Here is a 14,925-nt window from a genome sequence, read left to right as displayed (position 1 = left end):
CAAAAATAGATTTCAGGCAAAAATAGACATAATTACTACTTACTCAAACCTGAGCCGAGATTATGTCAGCGTTGGGTTAATCCCCTCAATTTAATCTCCGTCAATTTCCGTTTAGTGTCGAGCGGGAACTCTCCTTTCATCATCCAGTCGAAGAACGACGGTTCGTTTTTAAGGATGTCGGCTACGCGTTTGCCATTGTGCTTGCCAAAATTGAAAACTTCCTCGCCCTTGTCGTTATACACCATCCGGCCCGCGAAGTCTACGATTTTCGACGCGGTCAGTTCGTGCAGTACGGCGATGTCGTTTTTGATCGGCTCGGTCACGTTGCCATGCGAATCGACTATCGTAACACCTTGATAGCGTTCGATTTGTCCTTGCAAAATTTCAAATGTGGCAATGGTATCGGCCTCGGCGCTGTGGGCGTTGTCGAGCGTTTTGCCGCAATAATATTTGTAGGCCGCTGCGAGGTTGCGAGGCTCCATCATGTGGTAAATGCGCTGCACATCGACCATCCGGCGGTTCTTGATATCGAAATCCACACCCACGCGCAGGAATTCTTCGACAAGCATCGGAATGTCGAAGCGGTTGCTGTTGAAACCAGCCAGATCGCAGCCTTCGAGGAAGGCCGCCAGGTTTTTTGCAATGCTTTTGAATGTGGGAGCGTCTTTGACGTCTTCGTCATAAATGCCGTGTATCAGGCTGCTTTCGAGCGGGATAGGCATTTCAGGATTAATACGCCGCGTGCGGATTTCGGTTTCGCCGTTCACCAATGCTTTCACAACGGAAATCTCTACAATGCGGTCGCGGACGATGTTGACTCCAGTTGTCTCAAGATCAAAAAAAGCAAGGGGCTTTTTGAGATGGAGGGTATGCATGGGTTACTAAGGTTGATTTGGCACCGCGAAGTTAAGGTGAACGGTGGGATAGCGCAAGGAATGGGCTTGTTTATACAGATTATAAAAAAGCGTTAGTCCGGCGGTTGTCAGGCATGGTCATTTGTAGTCAAGTATAGTCAGGGATTGACAGGAGTAGTCATTTGTTGTCAGGTATGGTCACTGTTAACCAAGTGTGGTCAGATATGGTCGGGAGTAGTCACGTATGGTCATTTGTAGCGGAGAAAGGAAAAATTTTGTTTTCAATTCCCAACCACACCTACTATTAATGACAATACTTGACAACAAATGACCACACCTGTCAATCCCTGACTATACTTGACAATACTTGACTACAAATGACCATGCCTGACCATTCCCGACAAAACACGCCACTAATCAATCCAGTCATACGACTTCGTAACCGCCTTCTTCCAGCCTTTGTAATAGGCATTGCGCTTTTCTTCGGCCATATTCGGGTTCCAGGTATGCGCTACCGCCCAGTTTTTCTTCAAATCCTCGGTGCTCGGCCAATATCCCACGGCCAATCCGGCGGCGTAGGCGGCTCCCAATGCGGTAGTTTCGGCAACAGCCGGGGACACAACCTGCGTGTTGAGAATATCGGATTGAAATTGCATCAGCAGCTGGTTATGCACCATACCGCCGTCCACTCGAAGACTGGAGAGCCGAATGGCGGAGTCCTGCTCCATCGCGCGGACTACGTCGACGGTCTGATAAGCAGTCGCTTCCAGTACCGCGCGGGCAATATGCCCTTTGGTCACATAGCGCGTCAGGCCGGCTATGACGCCGCGCGCGTCGTTGCGCCAGTAGGGTGCATACAAGCCGGAAAATGCAGGTACGAAATAGGCGCCGCCGTTGTCTTCGACGGTCCGGGCAAGCGGTTCTATGTCGCTGCTGTTCCGGATCAGGCCCAGGTTGTCGCGCAGCCATTGCACAAGCGCACCCGTGACGGCCACGCTTCCTTCCAGAGCGTATTGCACCGGCTGGTCGCCGAATTTGTAGGAAATGGTGGTTAGCAGGCCGTTTTCGGAGGTTTTCAGTTCGTTACCCGTATTCATGACCAGAAAGCAGCCGGTGCCATAGGTATTCTTGGCCATTCCGGGTTCGAAGCAGGTTTGCCCTACCAATGCGGCGTGCTGATCGCCCAGGTCGCCGGCCACAGGCACACCCGGAAGCACTTCGTGGGTGGCGTATCCATATATTTCGCTGCTGCTTTTTATGGCCGGCAGCATCGTTTCGGGGATATTGTATGCCGCGAGCATGGACTTGTCCCATTGCAGCGTACGGAGGTTCATAAGTTGTGTACGGCTTGCGTTGGTTACGTCGGTGACGTGAATGCCGCCGTGCGTGCCGCCGGTAAGGTGCCAGATGAGGAAAGTGTCGATATTCCCGAAAATCGCCTCACCTTTCTCGGCGTCCTCGCGGATGCCCGCGACATTTTCCAGCAACCATTTTAGTTTCAAACCACTGAAATAGGTCGAAACAGGCAGGCCGGTAATATCCCGGAACTGGTTGAGCCCGCCTTCCTTTTCATATTTCGCGACAAGGTCGGTGGTGCGGGTGTCTTGCCAGACCAATGCATTGTAATAGGGCTTGCCGGTCCGTTTGTTCCAGACGACCGTCGTTTCACGCTGGTTGGTAATACCCAGCGCCGCGATGTCCGACGCGTGTGCCGATACATTAATACGCGCCAGAGCGATCACTTCAAGGGTGTTTTTCCATATTTCCGTGGGATTATGCTCGACCCAACCCGGACGTGGGTAAATCTGTTCGTGCTCCTTTTGTCCTACCGAAACGATATTCCCTTGTTTGTTGAAAAGTATGCAGCGTGTGCTGGTGGTTCCCTGGTCGATGGCGGCAATGTATTTGGACATAATGGTATTATGATTGATTTTATTTGTAGTAAAGCAAGTAAATAGGGAAAATTAACCGAGCGGCACAAATACAGCCGCGATTTTATTGAACGGAACACATGAAAACGGCACGACGGCGTTGCCTATATTTACGGATACACTAAGTAATTTCAGGAAATCCTCTCATGAAGCATAGCAGGGTTAGAAAAGCGTTGTTGGCATTGGTCTGCCTCATCACCGTTTTCATAGCGCTCGACTTTGCGTTTCCGTTCAATCCGGATATCCATTATGCGACGCAGATTACCGATCGGAAAGGCCGCGTCATTCATGCTTTTTTGAGTAAGGAAGATAAATGGCGGCTGTATTCCAATGTGAACGAAATCACGCCGTTGCTCCGTAAAACGTTGATTTATAAAGAAGATCAGTATTTCTACTATCATCCAGGCGTGAACCCGTTTGCGGTGGTGCGTGCGGCGGCCAGGAATGCATTCTCGGGCAGAAGAACTTCTGGCGCATCCACGATCACCATGCAGGTGGTGCGCCTGATGGACCCGCGTCCGCGGACTTATTTAAATAAGGTAGTGGAAATGTGGCATGCGTTTCAACTGGAAATGCATTATTCCAAAGACGAAATCCTCCAATTTTATCTAAACCTGGTTCCCTATGGAGGAAACATCGAAGGCATAAAGGCCGCCTCGTTGTTTTATTTCGGCAAGGCGCCGCAGCTGCTGAGCCTCTCCGAAATCACAGCATTGACGATCGTGCCTAACCGGCCTTCAAGCCTGCGCCCGGGCACGCGAAACGACGCCCTGCGCCAGGCGAGGAACAACTGGCTGAAACGTTTTGAAGAAGCCGGCCTTTTCGACCAGAATGTGATCCGCGATGCACTGAACGAGCCGTTGGAAATTCGCCGCCTTCAAAGCCCTCGCCTCGCGCCGCACCTCTCCATCCGCCTTCGGCAGCAAAATCCTGACACGCCCGTGATCCGCACAAATCTTAACTTGCAAGCGCAAAGCCAGATCGAAGAGCAGGTGAGAAATTATATTAACCGGAGGCAATCCATGAATATCCACAACGCCGCTGTACTCGTTGTGAACAACGAAACCATGGAAGTGGAGGCTTACGTCGGTTCCGCGGATTTCGACAATCCTTTCGACGGCGGCCAGGTCGACGGCGTGCGGGCGGTGCGTTCGCCGGGAAGCACCTTGAAACCATTATTATATGCTATCGCATTCGACGCGGGTATCATCACACCGAAATCAGTATTGAACGATGTCCCGGGTAATTTTAACGGCTATGAACCTGAAAATTTTGACAGGCATTTCAACGGGGCGGTAACCACCGAATTCGCATTGGCCAATTCGCTGAATATTCCGGCGGTGAAAGTTTTGAAAGATATCGGCACACCCGCTTTGATTGCCAAACTTCGTAAAGCCGGTTTTAAGACAGTTGACAAGCAAGCCAGGGACCTCGGTCTTTCGATGATTCTGGGCGGCTGTGGGGTCACGCTGGAAGAGCTTACGCGACTTTTTGCTGCGTTTGCCAACGTAGGAAAGCTACGGAATCTTCGGTTTTTGGACGGCGATATTTTAGATAAAAAGGGAAATCCGATCCTTTCCGAAGAAGCGACTTTCCTCACCACAGGCATCCTCACCCAGATTACAAGGCCGGATTTGCCGACGAACTTTGCCAATACCTTCCATTTGCCCCGGATCGCCTGGAAAACCGGGACCTCCTATGGCAAGCGGGATGCATGGAGCATCGGTTACAACCGCCGGTACACGGTGGGTGTATGGGTAGGTAATTTTTCGGGCGAAGGCGTGCCCGAGCTAAGCGGCGCCAATACGGCCACGCCGCTGCTGTTTTCGATCTTCAATACGCTGGATTACAATTCACCGAAAGGCTGGTATAAATCGCCGGCCAACATTTCGCTCCGCAACGTTTGTCCGGTGAGCGGCGACATCCCGTCCGATTTCTGCGACCATCAGGTGCCGGATCAGTATATTTTAGGTGTTTCGGCCTACCGGAAATGCCGGCATATGCGCTGGGTTTTTACCGATGCGGTCGGAAAGATGTCATATTGTACCTATTGCCTTCCTGAAAAAGGATTTGAAAAAAAGGCTTACCCCAATCTCGCGCCGGAGCTGATTGCTTTCTATGAATTGCAAAAACTGCCCTACCAGAAAATCCCTCCCCATAATCCGCAATGCGAAAGGGTTTTCCACGAAGGCGCACCATTGATCGTTAGTCCCCACGAAGGAAGCGAATATTACATTCGCAAAGATGAGCCGCAGCAAATCCAGCTCGCATGTCAGGCCGCGAATGATGTTCAGGAAGTGTATTGGTATGTTAATGATAAGTTATACCAAAAATCGCCGCCGCAGGAAAGCGTTTTTCTAAGCCCGCCGCTTGGCAGTGTAAAAGTGTCGTGCAGCGACGACAAAGGCCGGAATTCGGATGTTTGGATTGTCGTCAAACGCATGTAGGGCGGGTTGATCCTGGTCGGGCGTTGTCAGGGATTGTCAAGTATGGTCGGGAATTGTCGGAGGTAGTCAGGTGTTGTCAGGGGTAGTCGGGTATGGTCGGGAATTGTCGGAGGTGGTCAGGAGTTGCCAGAGATAGTCAGGTATAGCCAGGTATTGTCAAGTATGGTCCGGAATTGCCAAGTGTTGATATAATTAATTAATAACAATACCTGACTACAATTGACTATACCTGACTACTTCCGACTACACTTGACCCTTATAACGGCTGGTCCTGTGCCTCCTGGTAAAGTACCTGAATGAGCGTCTGGCCGACCGCCTTTAATGTCTTCGGATCGATGTTTTCCATCGTATCGTGCGTGGTGTGCCACTGGTCGAAGAACGTTTTGGACGGATTGTTCTGGCGGGTATGGATGATGTCGATCATCGGAATGCGCGCCACTTTATTCACGGGGACGTGATCGTCGGTAATGGCGCCGCCGGTTTCATCGATAAAATAGTTGCTGTATCCCAGGCGGCTGGCTGTTGCCCATACCTGCCTTACTACGTCGCCGGCCATCTGGGTGGAATACCCTTCCTTGAGAAATGTGGCCCCTTTCGCGCCTACCATGTCGAGCAACACTCCAAAATAGGCTGTGTAGTTCGGATTATGCTTGTTAGCGGCCCAATGCTGCGAGCCCAGGCAGAAGCCGCTGTATTCCATGCCGTTATCTTCCGAGCCGGACGAGCCCCAGTCTTCGGCGTCGAAGAAGATAATATCCACACCGATTTCCGGCTTTGCCGCCTCTTTGGAAAGCACCCGTGCAATTTCAAGTAACACACCTATGCCGCTTGCGCCATCGTTCGCTGCGAGGACCGGTTTGTTTTTAACCAAAGAATCCTGATCAGAAAAAGGCCGAGAATCCCAGTGGGAGGCTAACAGAATACGCTTAGCTGCCTGGGGATTGAAACTCCCGATAATGTTCCGTGCATTCAGCTTGGTACCGTCGAATGTGGTGGCGGTAAAAGGCTGCTCCACCACTTGCCAGCCATATTTTTTCAATGTAGCCACGAGGTAATCGCCGCAGGCCCTGTGTGGGGGCGTATTGGGTACGCGTGCACCGAAATCGACTTGTTTTTGCACAAACTGAAAAGCACTGTCGGCATTGAAATCCGCGCTTTTTACAAGTGCCGGCGGAGCTTGTTCGGCCGTTTGCTCGGAGCTGGTGCTGCTTTTGCAGCCATAAATTCCGGCGATGATCGCAAGTGCGATCGGCAATCGTCTAAAAAACAAGTTGTTAGAAAGAAATGGCATCTCCTGATTGAATATTGTTACGCTTGGTAAAACCTGCATTGACCTCTACCACATATTGTACCAGACCATACGGAGGAATGCTTTCTTCCGAATACGGTTGAGTATTTTGTGCGATGGAAACGATTTTTTTGTCCGGACCTACATATATAATGTCCAACGGAATGGATGTGTTCTTCATCCAGAAGGCATGCTCGTCGGGCTGCTCAAAAATGAAAAGCATACCTACCGAATCGGGCAGGTAAGAGCGGAACATCAGACCTTTGGCGCGCTCGGCCTCGTTTTCTGCAATCTCAACCTCGATTTTCGTCAAAGGCCGACCTTTTTTCAGGAAGGTGACCTCGCCTTCTTTATTATAAACCGGACGGGGTACTGCCGGGGCAGGCATTTCGGCGGGTTTGCTCCTGTCCCGGAAAGAGGCGATGAAATACGCCGCTCCGCCCAGCAGAAACACGCCCAGCAATATGTATGCAAAAACCGACCGTCGATGTTTCATATTATTCTTCATACGCCCAGTCGATGCGCGTTTTGGTGTCGCGGATCACCAGACCCTGATTTTTGAAGTAAGAACGGATTTCGTCCACTTTTTCGTAGTTCTGGGAAAGTTTAAATTCCCGGTAGAGTTTGAGCATACCATCGAGGATTGCGTGGCCTTCGGCCAGTTCCTCTTTCAAGCCTAAAACATCTTCGAAAAAAACCACGAACTTCTCTTTCAGCGAAATAAATACCGCCTCTCCCAGCGCCGCCGACTTCAACTGACCCATGTTCAGCATATTGATGTATTTCAACATATTGAACAGGTTCGCAAATGCCACGGCGGTATTCAGATCATCATTCATCGCATTGTAAAACCCTTCGATCGACTTTTCGATATCGGCTTTTTTGGCTTCGTCAAAAGGGACACCATCTTCGTGCGTATACGTAAGGAGCTTGGCGATGCGCAGGCCGTTAGCAAGTTTTTTGTAACCTTTCTGAGCGGCCTTCAGTGCTTCGTTCGAGAAATCGAGCGTGCTCCGGTACTGGCTCTGGAGCATGAAAAAGCGAACCGTCATCGGACTGTAGGCCTGTTCCAGCAATTCGTGGTTACCCGAAAAGAGCTCGGCCGGCAAAAAAGAATTGCCCAGCGATTTTGACATTTTTTGCCCGTTGACAGTCAGCATATTGGTATGCATCCAGTAACGAACGGGTTCTTCGCCGGTGAGCGATTTACCTTGTGCAATTTCGCATTCGTGGTGCGGGAATTTGAGATCCATGCCACCGCCGTGGATATCGAACTGTTTACCTAAGTACTTGGCACTCATGCAGGTACATTCGAGGTGCCAGCCAGGGAAGCCTTTGCCCCAAGGCGATTCCCATTGCATAATGTGCTCGGGACTGGCTTTTTTCCACAATGCGAAATCGAGCGGATTGCGCTTCTCGGCCTGACCGTCGAGGTCACGTGTTTCGTTCAGCAAATCCTCGATAATGCGGCCTGAAAGCTTGCCATATTCATTGCCGCCTGCCTGGTATTTGTTAATATCGAAATATACCGAGCCATTGGACTCATACGCCACTCCCTTGTCGATCAACGCTTGCACCGCTTCGATTTGCTCGATCAAATGGCCGGTTGCAGTAGGCTCTATGCTGGGTGAAAGCAGGTTGAAAACCGCTGTAACCGCATGGAAATCATTGGTATATTGCTGCACGACCTCCATCGGTTCGAGCTTTTGCAGCTTGGCCATTTTGCCGATCTTGTCCTCGCCCTCGTCGCCATCGCCTACGAGGTGGCCTACATCGGTAATATTGCGGACGTAGCGGACCTTGTAGCCGATGTGCGTCAGATAGCGGAACAGGATATCGAATGAGAGAAACGTGCGGATGTTGCCCAAATGCACATTGTTGTAGACCGTCGGCCCGCACACATACATGCCGACATAGGGAGGGGCAATGGGAACGAAAACATCCTTTTTACGGGTAAGCGTATTGAATATTTTGAGTGGCTGGAAAGTTTGTGCGGTCATTTATATGTTATACTTTCTTGATTACTGGTTTGTCTTTTCGAGCCGGTTCTCGACCCAATGGATAATTCTTTCTGCATCCTGCAAGCCTATATTGGCCATTTTTGCACTCGGATTACCGTCATAGCCCATGCCGATATGCAATTGGTGATACGCATTCAGAAAGCTGGCTAATACCCGTTTGTCAATTGCACTAAGTTCTTTCTGGTACCATTCGACACTTTTGCGGGACCCTTTCTCTGGAAGCACCGCGTCAAGCGCCATCAAAACGCCGCTATAAGCCGTATGCCCTGCAATCTTCACGTATTTTGTATCCTGGTATACGCCATTTTCTTTGCGGGCATTGTTTCTAAGAAATCCCCTTGCATTGTCGATGTACCTTTTAGCTTCGTTGATTACTTCCATAATAGTATGTGAATTAGTTGATAGAGAATTTTACTTCAGACAAAAATAGCAAATAACGCAGGATTGATTTGTAGATAGAACTGAGAATGAGCAGGCGGGGAGAGGCTATTCGGGCGTTTTGTTTATCTTCGCAGCGTTTTTGCATTTAAAATCCAGTTTGAAACTAACTTAAAATCAACACAGTAATCACTTATGAGTTTACTTACCGTAGGATCTGTTGCATTCGATGCGCTCGAAACCCCGTTTGGAAAAACAGACAAAATTATCGGCGGTGCCGCCACTTACATCACACTAGCCGCCTCTTACTTCACGAAACAGAATAACCTGGTTGCGGTAGTAGGGGGTGATTTCCCCAAAGAAATGATTGACCTCCTTGAAGAACATGGTGTGGATACCAAGGGTTTGGAGATCGTTCAGGATGGCAAGACATTCTTCTGGTCGGGTAAGTACCATGAGGATATGAACACGCGCGACACGCTGATCACGGAGCTGAATGTGATGGAGCATTTCGACCCCATCATCCCGGATTCCTACCAGGGTACCGAGTTCCTGATGCTGGGCAATACGGTTCCCGTGACTCAGAAACTGGTGATCGAACGTTTGGCAAAACGCCCGAAGCTGATCATGCTCGATACCATGAACCTGTGGATGAATATCGCATTGGAAGACCTGAAATCGGTTTTGAAACTGGTCGACCTCCTGACGATCAACGACGAAGAGGCGCGCCAGCTTTCAGGCGAATACTCATTGCGCAAGGCCGCCAAGAAAATCCTGGCCATGGGCCCCAAGACGCTGATTATTAAAAAAGGCGAGCACGGCGCATTGCTGTTCCAGGAAGACCGCATCTTCTTCGCGCCCGCGTTGCCACTGGAAGAAGTTTTCGACCCGACCGGCGCCGGCGACTCATTTGCGGGTGGTTTTATCGGGTATCTCGCCGCTACCAACGACATCTCTTTCGACAATATGAAGCGTGCGATCATTTATGGTTCGGCGATGGCATCTTTCTGCGTGGAGAAATTCGGCACGGAGCGTTTGGTGAACCTTTCGCAGCAGGAAATCAACGACCGCGTGCAGGAATTTGTGAAACTGGCGAGCTTCGAAATACAATAAAAGTTTAAAGTTCAGAGCAGATGAGTCTATGAGTTGGAATTGCATTTCTGCTTGTAGACTCATTTTTTTACCGGCCCATTAGTCCGATTGGTTGAAAAAACGGTAACCCCGCTGATAACCTGAAATTCACGATGAAATTGTTTGTTCACAAAATCTGCTCCCTCGTAGCGTACGCCGCGCTTATTACACCAGCATTCGCGCAGCACCATGCGCATCCCGCATTACCGCATTCCAAACATAAAACGGTTGTGATAGCCCATCGTGGTAATCATGTAAACGCGCCTGAAAACACGCTCGCTTCCACGCGTGAAGCCATTAACTGCGGTGCCGATTATGTTGAGGTGGATTTAAGGACAACCAAAGACGGCCACCTCGTCGCGATGCATGACGCCAAAGTAGACCGGACTACAAATGGTGCGGGTAAGGTAGCCGATATGACCTGGCAGGAAGTGGAAGATTTACAGGTTTTCAACCGTAATAAAAAGCCCCACCGGGTTCCCGAATTCAAAGAGATACTCGCGCTTTGTAAGGGTAAAATCAATATTTATCTGGACTTCAAGGATGCGGACGTTGCCGAAACCTGGAAGCAGATCAAAGCCGCTGGCATGGAGCACCAGATCGTAGTCTATTTAAATAAGGAAGAACAATACAAAAAATGGAGGGAAGTGGCTCCCGAAATGCCGCTAATGACCAGCCTTCCGAAAGAAGTGACTAATAAGGAGCAACTGGCTGCATTTCTGAATCAAATGCACATTCAGGTGGTAGATAACGTATCCGATCCGGAATTGCTGAAAGCTGCGCATGAACATGGCCTGTCGGTTTGGCTGGATGTGCAAAGCCCTACCGAAGGCCCGGCGTCATGGAATGAGGCATTGCATAAAGGTGTGCAAGGGTTGCAAACGGATAAGCCCGCCGAGCTTGTTAATTATATCAAGAGCCATTCGTGACCATTCACGGCCGCCGCTGCAGTGTCTTTGCGGTTGGCCGCAGCGTGGCATTATAAACCGGACAATCGGCATCATGAGCGCCCGGCAAATATCCCGTACTCATCAGAAACTCGTTCACAATCTCCCCGCCCGTAAACTTAAAAGTCTTTTTAAACAGCTTGACCCACTGCTCTTTCGTCAAAGGATGATGCGCGTCGATCCATCCTTTGAACGAGCCGTATTCCTGTTTCAATTCAAGAATTTTCCGTGCATTCACAATAGCTGCATTCACCTTCAACCGGTTTCGAACGATGCCGGGATCGGCCAGTAGCCGCTCACGGTCCGACTCGTCATAAGCAGCCACTTTTTCAATGGAGAAATTATCGTAAGCGGCCCGGAAACTGTCTTGCTTTCGAAGCATCAGCGTCCAGCTGAGTCCGGCCTGGTTGATTTCCAGCAAAAGCCGCCCGAATAACTCGTCGTCATCGTCGATCGGAAAGCCATAGTGGTTATCATGATAATGTTTGTGGAGCAGGTAGTCGGCCTGCTCCGATTGGTTGTTGTTGACGTAAGTGCAATATGACATCGCGTAAAAAACTTTAAGATTGTCTCTTTGAGAAGTGCATGGCTAACAGATGACTTTGCAAAAGTGAAAGTGCCGGGTGACAACCCTATGTCAGCAGTATTTCAATTTTTTTTGCTATGCCGCCTTGCTTTCATTTTCCGCACCTGCTGCTGCATCCAGGGGTAGCTGATGTAAACAACTTTCGTCGCACCTATGCCTATGCCCGCGCCCATGAGCACGTCGGCGAGCCAGTGATGGTTGCCAAGCACGCGCATGGTACCTACGGCCGTGGCCGTGCCATAGCCGCCTATACTATATAATATGCTGCGTTCTCCGTATTCTTCGTGCAGGATCGCAGCATTGGCAAAAGCGGTAGTGCTGTGTCCCGATGGGAATGAGTGATAATCCTCGCCATTGGGCCGAGGATAACGCACAATGCGCTTCAAGCTCTGTGTAACGCCTTGCGCGATGACATTGGACAGCAACGCCAGAATCACCTGGTCGCCGAGCTTATGTTTGCCCTTCACGCCCGCGGACGCTAGCCCGAGGCTTACCACGCCCGGCGCATACGGTAGATATTCGTCCAAATTGGTGCGGTAATTAGGATAGCTGGAAACCACGCGCTCCTGCAAATGCCGGCTGATTTTTCCCTGAACAATAAGGCCCGCCAGCCCCAGCGAAACGGGCGGGATAACATCGCCGGCAGTTACTTTCCATAGTTTGGTGGAATCCTGCTGGGCAAATGCGGCCTGAGGGAGTATTTGCAGACAAAGAAAAAGGCATATCAGATATGCCTTCATAGTTTTTGGGATCATAAAATAGCTTCTCTCACGCGTACAAGTCTTTCCAGCAACCCTTCGAGCTGATCGAGCGGGAGCATGTTGGCACCGTCGGATTTGGCTTCGGCGGGATTGAAATGGGTTTCGATGAAAAGGCCGTCGGCTCCCACGGCGATGGCGGCTTTCGCGATGGTTTCGATGAGTTTGGGTTTACCGCCGGTGATGCCCGAAGCCTGGTTGGGCTGTTGCAACGAATGCGTGCAGTCCATCACCACCGGTACGCCAAATGCGGCCATTTCAGGGAGGTTACGATAATCTACCACCAAATCCCCGTAACCAAAGCTGTTACCGCGATCAGTAAGGATTACTTGTGCTTCCGGGTTTACTTCATTGATTTTCTCCGCGGCAAATTTCATCGATGCGCCGGAAAGAAATTGTCCTTTTTTGACATTCACTGCCTTGCCCGTGCGTGCAGCGGCCACGAGAAGCTCCGTCTGGCGACAAAGGAATGCCGGGATTTGCAGCACATCCACATATTCGGCCGCCATTGCTGCTTCGTGCGATTCGTGAATGTCGGTAACAGTAGGAATGCCGAAAGTCTGACTTACTTCCTGCAAGATTTTCAACGCTTTTTCATCGCCGATTCCTGTAAACGAGTCGATTTTGGTGCGGTTGGCTTTGCGGTAGGAACCCTTGAATATATAAGGAATGCGAAGGCGTTCGGTGATTGTAACGATATGCTCGGCGATTCGCAGCGCCATATCCCTTCCTTCTATCGCGCAGGGGCCAGCCATCAGGAAGAAATTGGTCGAATCGGTATTTTTCAACTTCGGTATCGAGATCATACTGGTGTTGGTATAGGTATTGATAAATGTTTCGCGAATGTACGGCTATCCGTAACGTTCTCTTCGCACTCGGCCGATTTCTTGAAACGGAGCCCTTATAATCGGCTGATTTCCTGCTTTTTTTTATTTCAAACAGGGATTATGCAATAAAATGAAGTGTTTAAAAAATTTTTGAAAAAGTGAACTGAAATATCTTTCTTTGTGGCGATTTTAACCAAAAAGTGATTATAAAATGTCAGCAATTGCAGAAAGAGTTAAGCAAATTATCGTCGAAAAACTCGGCGTTGAAGAGTCGGAGGTTACACCGGAAGCAAACTTCCAGAACGACTTGGGAGCGGACTCTCTAGACACCGTTGAGTTGATTATGGAATTCGAAAAAGAATTCAATCTTTCTATCCCTGACGATCAGGCAGAGAACATCGGTACAGTTGGTCAGGCTGTTGCATATCTGGAAGAAAACGTGAAGTAATCCGGTTTTTACCAGTACAATCTTCTATTTCTGTCCCAATTTTATGAGTTTTAAGCGAGTTGTAATTACAGGAATGGGCGCATTGACGCCCGTTGGCAATGATGTTCCTACCTTTTGGTCAAATCTGGTTGCAGGCGTAAGCGGTGCAGCCCCCATCACGCGGTTCGATGCTGAAAAGTTTCGTACGCGTTTCGCCTGTGAGGTGAAGGGATTGGACGTTACGAATTACATTCCTCGGCAAGAAGCCCGTAAAATGGACCCCTTTACACAATACGCCGTCATCGCGGCCGACGAAGCGATGAAGGACGCCGGCTTTGACGCAGATACGCTTGATCTCGACAAAGCCGGTGTAATTTGGGGCTCCGGCATCGGCGGCCTCAAAACTTTCGAGGAAGAGGTGATGAACTATTCCGAGAACGGCAGAACTCCCCGTTTCAATCCTTTCTTTATCCCGAAAATGATCGTCGACAGCGCTTCCGGCGTATTGTCGATCCGGTACGGTTTCCGGGGACCTAATTTTATCACGGTATCGGCTTGCGCTTCGGCGACCAACGCGTTGATCGACGCATACAATTACATCAAGCTCGGTTTGATGAACGTATGTATCTCCGGCGGTTCCGAAGCGGCGGTGACGATTGCCGGTGTGGGCGGTTTCAATGCACTGAAAGCATTGTCCGAAAGAAACGATTCGCCTGAAACTGCCTCGCGCCCTTACGACAAGGACCGTGACGGTTTCGTGCTCGGAGAAGGAGGAGCGGCGATTATTTTGGAAGAACTCGAACATGCGAAAGCACGCGGGGCAAAGATTTACGCCGAAATGATCGGTGCCGGGATGTCGTCCGACGCCTATCACATCACCGCTCCGCATCCGGAAGGACTCGGCGCTTACATTGTAATGAAAAATGCGGTCGATAACGCAGGCATCAAGCCTGAGGATATCGATTACATCAATACCCACGGTACATCTACCCCGATCGGTGACCCGCAGGAGATCAAGGCCATAGAAAAATTCTTCGGCGAGCATGCATATGATCTGAATATCAGCTCAACGAAATCGATGACAGGGCATTTATTGGGAGGAGCAGGAGCCATCGAAGCTGCCGCCTGTATCATGGCGATCAAGGACCAGGTGGTGCCGCCTACCATTAACCATTTTACCGACGACCCGGAAATTAATCCGCGCCTGAAACTTACATTCAATAAGGCCGAAAAACGTCGTGTAAATGTCGCTTTGAGCAATACTTTCGGTTTCGGAGGTCATAATGCGTCAGTCGTTTTCAAGAAATACGAAGACTGATTAAATCTCTAC

The 14,925-nt window shown here is 49.9% G+C and carries 14 protein-coding genes; 5 read left to right on the top strand and 9 right to left on the bottom strand.

What is annotated here, in order from left to right; all coding sequences use genetic code 11:
- Positions 1–65: 65 nt before the first annotated feature.
- Entirely contained in the window at positions 66–875 is an 810-nt protein-coding gene (locus ABV298_RS13455; RefSeq protein WP_353722598.1) for a 3'-5' exonuclease, read from the bottom strand.
- A gap of 392 nt (positions 876–1,267) precedes the next feature.
- Positions 1,268–2,767, bottom strand: a complete 1,500-nt coding sequence (gene glpK / locus ABV298_RS13450; protein WP_353722597.1) for a glycerol kinase GlpK — start codon at positions 2,765–2,767, stop codon at positions 1,268–1,270.
- A gap of 164 nt (positions 2,768–2,931) precedes the next feature.
- On the opposite strand from glpK, the gene pbpC reads away from it, so the two are divergent.
- Positions 2,932–5,232 carry a penicillin-binding protein 1C gene (pbpC, locus tag ABV298_RS13445; protein WP_353722596.1) on the top strand — a complete coding sequence of 767 codons (2,301 nt, stop codon included), beginning with the start codon at positions 2,932–2,934 and terminating at the stop codon, positions 5,230–5,232.
- A 256-nt stretch (positions 5,233–5,488) separates the two neighbouring features.
- Here the strand turns inward: pbpC and ABV298_RS13440 are convergent, their stop codons facing one another.
- The 4 genes from ABV298_RS13440 to ABV298_RS13425 are packed head-to-tail and all read right to left on the bottom strand — an operon-like array spanning position 5,489 to position 8,922.
- Positions 5,489–6,523 (bottom strand): M28 family peptidase, encoded by a 1,035-nt coding sequence (locus ABV298_RS13440; protein ID WP_353722595.1) that lies wholly within the window; start codon positions 6,521–6,523, stop codon positions 5,489–5,491.
- Positions 6,507–7,028 (bottom strand): DUF192 domain-containing protein, encoded by a 522-nt coding sequence (locus tag ABV298_RS13435; protein ID WP_353722594.1) that lies wholly within the window; start codon positions 7,026–7,028, stop codon positions 6,507–6,509. Before ABV298_RS13435 ends, ABV298_RS13440 begins: the two co-directional genes overlap by 17 nt.
- Complete coding sequence (gene cysS / locus ABV298_RS13430; protein ID WP_353722593.1) at positions 7,018–8,520, bottom strand: cysteine--tRNA ligase; 1,503 nt, start codon at positions 8,518–8,520, stop codon at positions 7,018–7,020. Before cysS ends, ABV298_RS13435 begins: the two co-directional genes overlap by 11 nt.
- Before the next feature lie 21 nt (positions 8,521–8,541).
- Positions 8,542–8,922, bottom strand: a complete 381-nt coding sequence (locus ABV298_RS13425; RefSeq protein ID WP_353722592.1) for a DUF5618 family protein — start codon at positions 8,920–8,922, stop codon at positions 8,542–8,544.
- A gap of 192 nt (positions 8,923–9,114) precedes the next feature.
- On the opposite strand from ABV298_RS13425, the gene ABV298_RS13420 reads away from it, so the two are divergent.
- Both ABV298_RS13420 and ABV298_RS13415 read left to right on the top strand, forming a co-directional pair.
- Complete coding sequence (locus tag ABV298_RS13420) at positions 9,115–10,032, top strand: PfkB family carbohydrate kinase (protein ID WP_353722591.1); 918 nt, start codon at positions 9,115–9,117, stop codon at positions 10,030–10,032.
- A gap of 131 nt (positions 10,033–10,163) precedes the next feature.
- Positions 10,164–10,979 carry a glycerophosphodiester phosphodiesterase family protein gene (locus tag ABV298_RS13415; protein WP_353722590.1) on the top strand — a complete coding sequence of 272 codons (816 nt, stop codon included), beginning with the start codon at positions 10,164–10,166 and terminating at the stop codon, positions 10,977–10,979.
- Positions 10,980–10,983: 4 nt separating this feature from the next.
- Here ABV298_RS13415 and ABV298_RS13410 read toward each other — a convergent pair whose 3' ends face one another.
- From ABV298_RS13410 to kdsA, 3 genes are all read right to left on the bottom strand, one after another.
- Positions 10,984–11,544, bottom strand: coding sequence for a DNA-3-methyladenine glycosylase I (locus ABV298_RS13410; RefSeq protein ID WP_353722589.1), 561 nt, complete (start codon positions 11,542–11,544; stop codon positions 10,984–10,986).
- A 101-nt stretch (positions 11,545–11,645) separates the two neighbouring features.
- Entirely contained in the window at positions 11,646–12,323 is a 678-nt protein-coding gene (locus ABV298_RS13405; protein WP_353722588.1) for a phosphatase PAP2 family protein, read from the bottom strand.
- Between the two features lie 11 nt (positions 12,324–12,334).
- Positions 12,335–13,147, bottom strand: coding sequence for a 3-deoxy-8-phosphooctulonate synthase (gene kdsA / locus ABV298_RS13400; RefSeq protein ID WP_353722587.1), 813 nt, complete (start codon positions 13,145–13,147; stop codon positions 12,335–12,337).
- 232 nt (positions 13,148–13,379) lie between these two features.
- On the opposite strand from kdsA, the gene ABV298_RS13395 reads away from it, so the two are divergent.
- On the top strand, positions 13,380–13,616 hold the full coding sequence (locus tag ABV298_RS13395; RefSeq protein ID WP_015813362.1) for an acyl carrier protein: 237 nt from the start codon (positions 13,380–13,382) through the stop codon (positions 13,614–13,616).
- A gap of 43 nt (positions 13,617–13,659) precedes the next feature.
- Positions 13,660–14,913 carry a beta-ketoacyl-ACP synthase II gene (gene fabF / locus ABV298_RS13390; protein WP_353722586.1) on the top strand — a complete coding sequence of 418 codons (1,254 nt, stop codon included), beginning with the start codon at positions 13,660–13,662 and terminating at the stop codon, positions 14,911–14,913.
- The last annotated feature ends 12 nt before the right edge of the window (positions 14,914–14,925 follow it).

It is taken from the genome of Dyadobacter sp. 676, assembly GCF_040448675.1.
In the GTDB taxonomy this organism is placed as follows: Bacteria; Bacteroidota; Bacteroidia; order Cytophagales; family Spirosomataceae; genus Dyadobacter.
This window is presented reverse-complemented; position numbering and strand designations above follow the sequence as displayed.

Bases quoted from the DNA above. Each gene is read 5' to 3' on its own strand.
- ABV298_RS13440 (WP_353722595.1), bottom strand. From the start codon at position 6,523: ATGCCATTTCTTTCTAACAACTTGTTTTTTAGACGATTGCCGATCGCA.
- ABV298_RS13420 (WP_353722591.1), top strand. From the start codon at position 9,115: ATGAGTTTACTTACCGTAGGATCTGTTGCATTCGATGCGCTCGAAACC.
- ABV298_RS13405 (WP_353722588.1), bottom strand. From the start codon at position 12,323: ATGAAGGCATATCTGATATGCCTTTTTCTTTGTCTGCAAATACTCCCT.
- ABV298_RS13425 (WP_353722592.1), bottom strand. From the start codon at position 8,922: ATGGAAGTAATCAACGAAGCTAAAAGGTACATCGACAATGCAAGGGGA.
- kdsA (WP_353722587.1), bottom strand. From the start codon at position 13,147: ATGATCTCGATACCGAAGTTGAAAAATACCGATTCGACCAATTTCTTC.
- fabF (WP_353722586.1), top strand. From the start codon at position 13,660: ATGAGTTTTAAGCGAGTTGTAATTACAGGAATGGGCGCATTGACGCCC.
- ABV298_RS13415 (WP_353722590.1), top strand. From the start codon at position 10,164: ATGAAATTGTTTGTTCACAAAATCTGCTCCCTCGTAGCGTACGCCGCG.
- ABV298_RS13435 (WP_353722594.1), bottom strand. From the start codon at position 7,028: ATGAAGAATAATATGAAACATCGACGGTCGGTTTTTGCATACATATTG.
- ABV298_RS13410 (WP_353722589.1), bottom strand. From the start codon at position 11,544: ATGTCATATTGCACTTACGTCAACAACAACCAATCGGAGCAGGCCGAC.
- ABV298_RS13455 (WP_353722598.1), bottom strand. From the start codon at position 875: ATGCATACCCTCCATCTCAAAAAGCCCCTTGCTTTTTTTGATCTTGAG.
- pbpC (WP_353722596.1), top strand. From the start codon at position 2,932: ATGAAGCATAGCAGGGTTAGAAAAGCGTTGTTGGCATTGGTCTGCCTC.
- cysS (WP_353722593.1), bottom strand. From the start codon at position 8,520: ATGACCGCACAAACTTTCCAGCCACTCAAAATATTCAATACGCTTACC.
- glpK (WP_353722597.1), bottom strand. From the start codon at position 2,767: ATGTCCAAATACATTGCCGCCATCGACCAGGGAACCACCAGCACACGC.
- ABV298_RS13395 (WP_015813362.1), top strand. From the start codon at position 13,380: ATGTCAGCAATTGCAGAAAGAGTTAAGCAAATTATCGTCGAAAAACTC.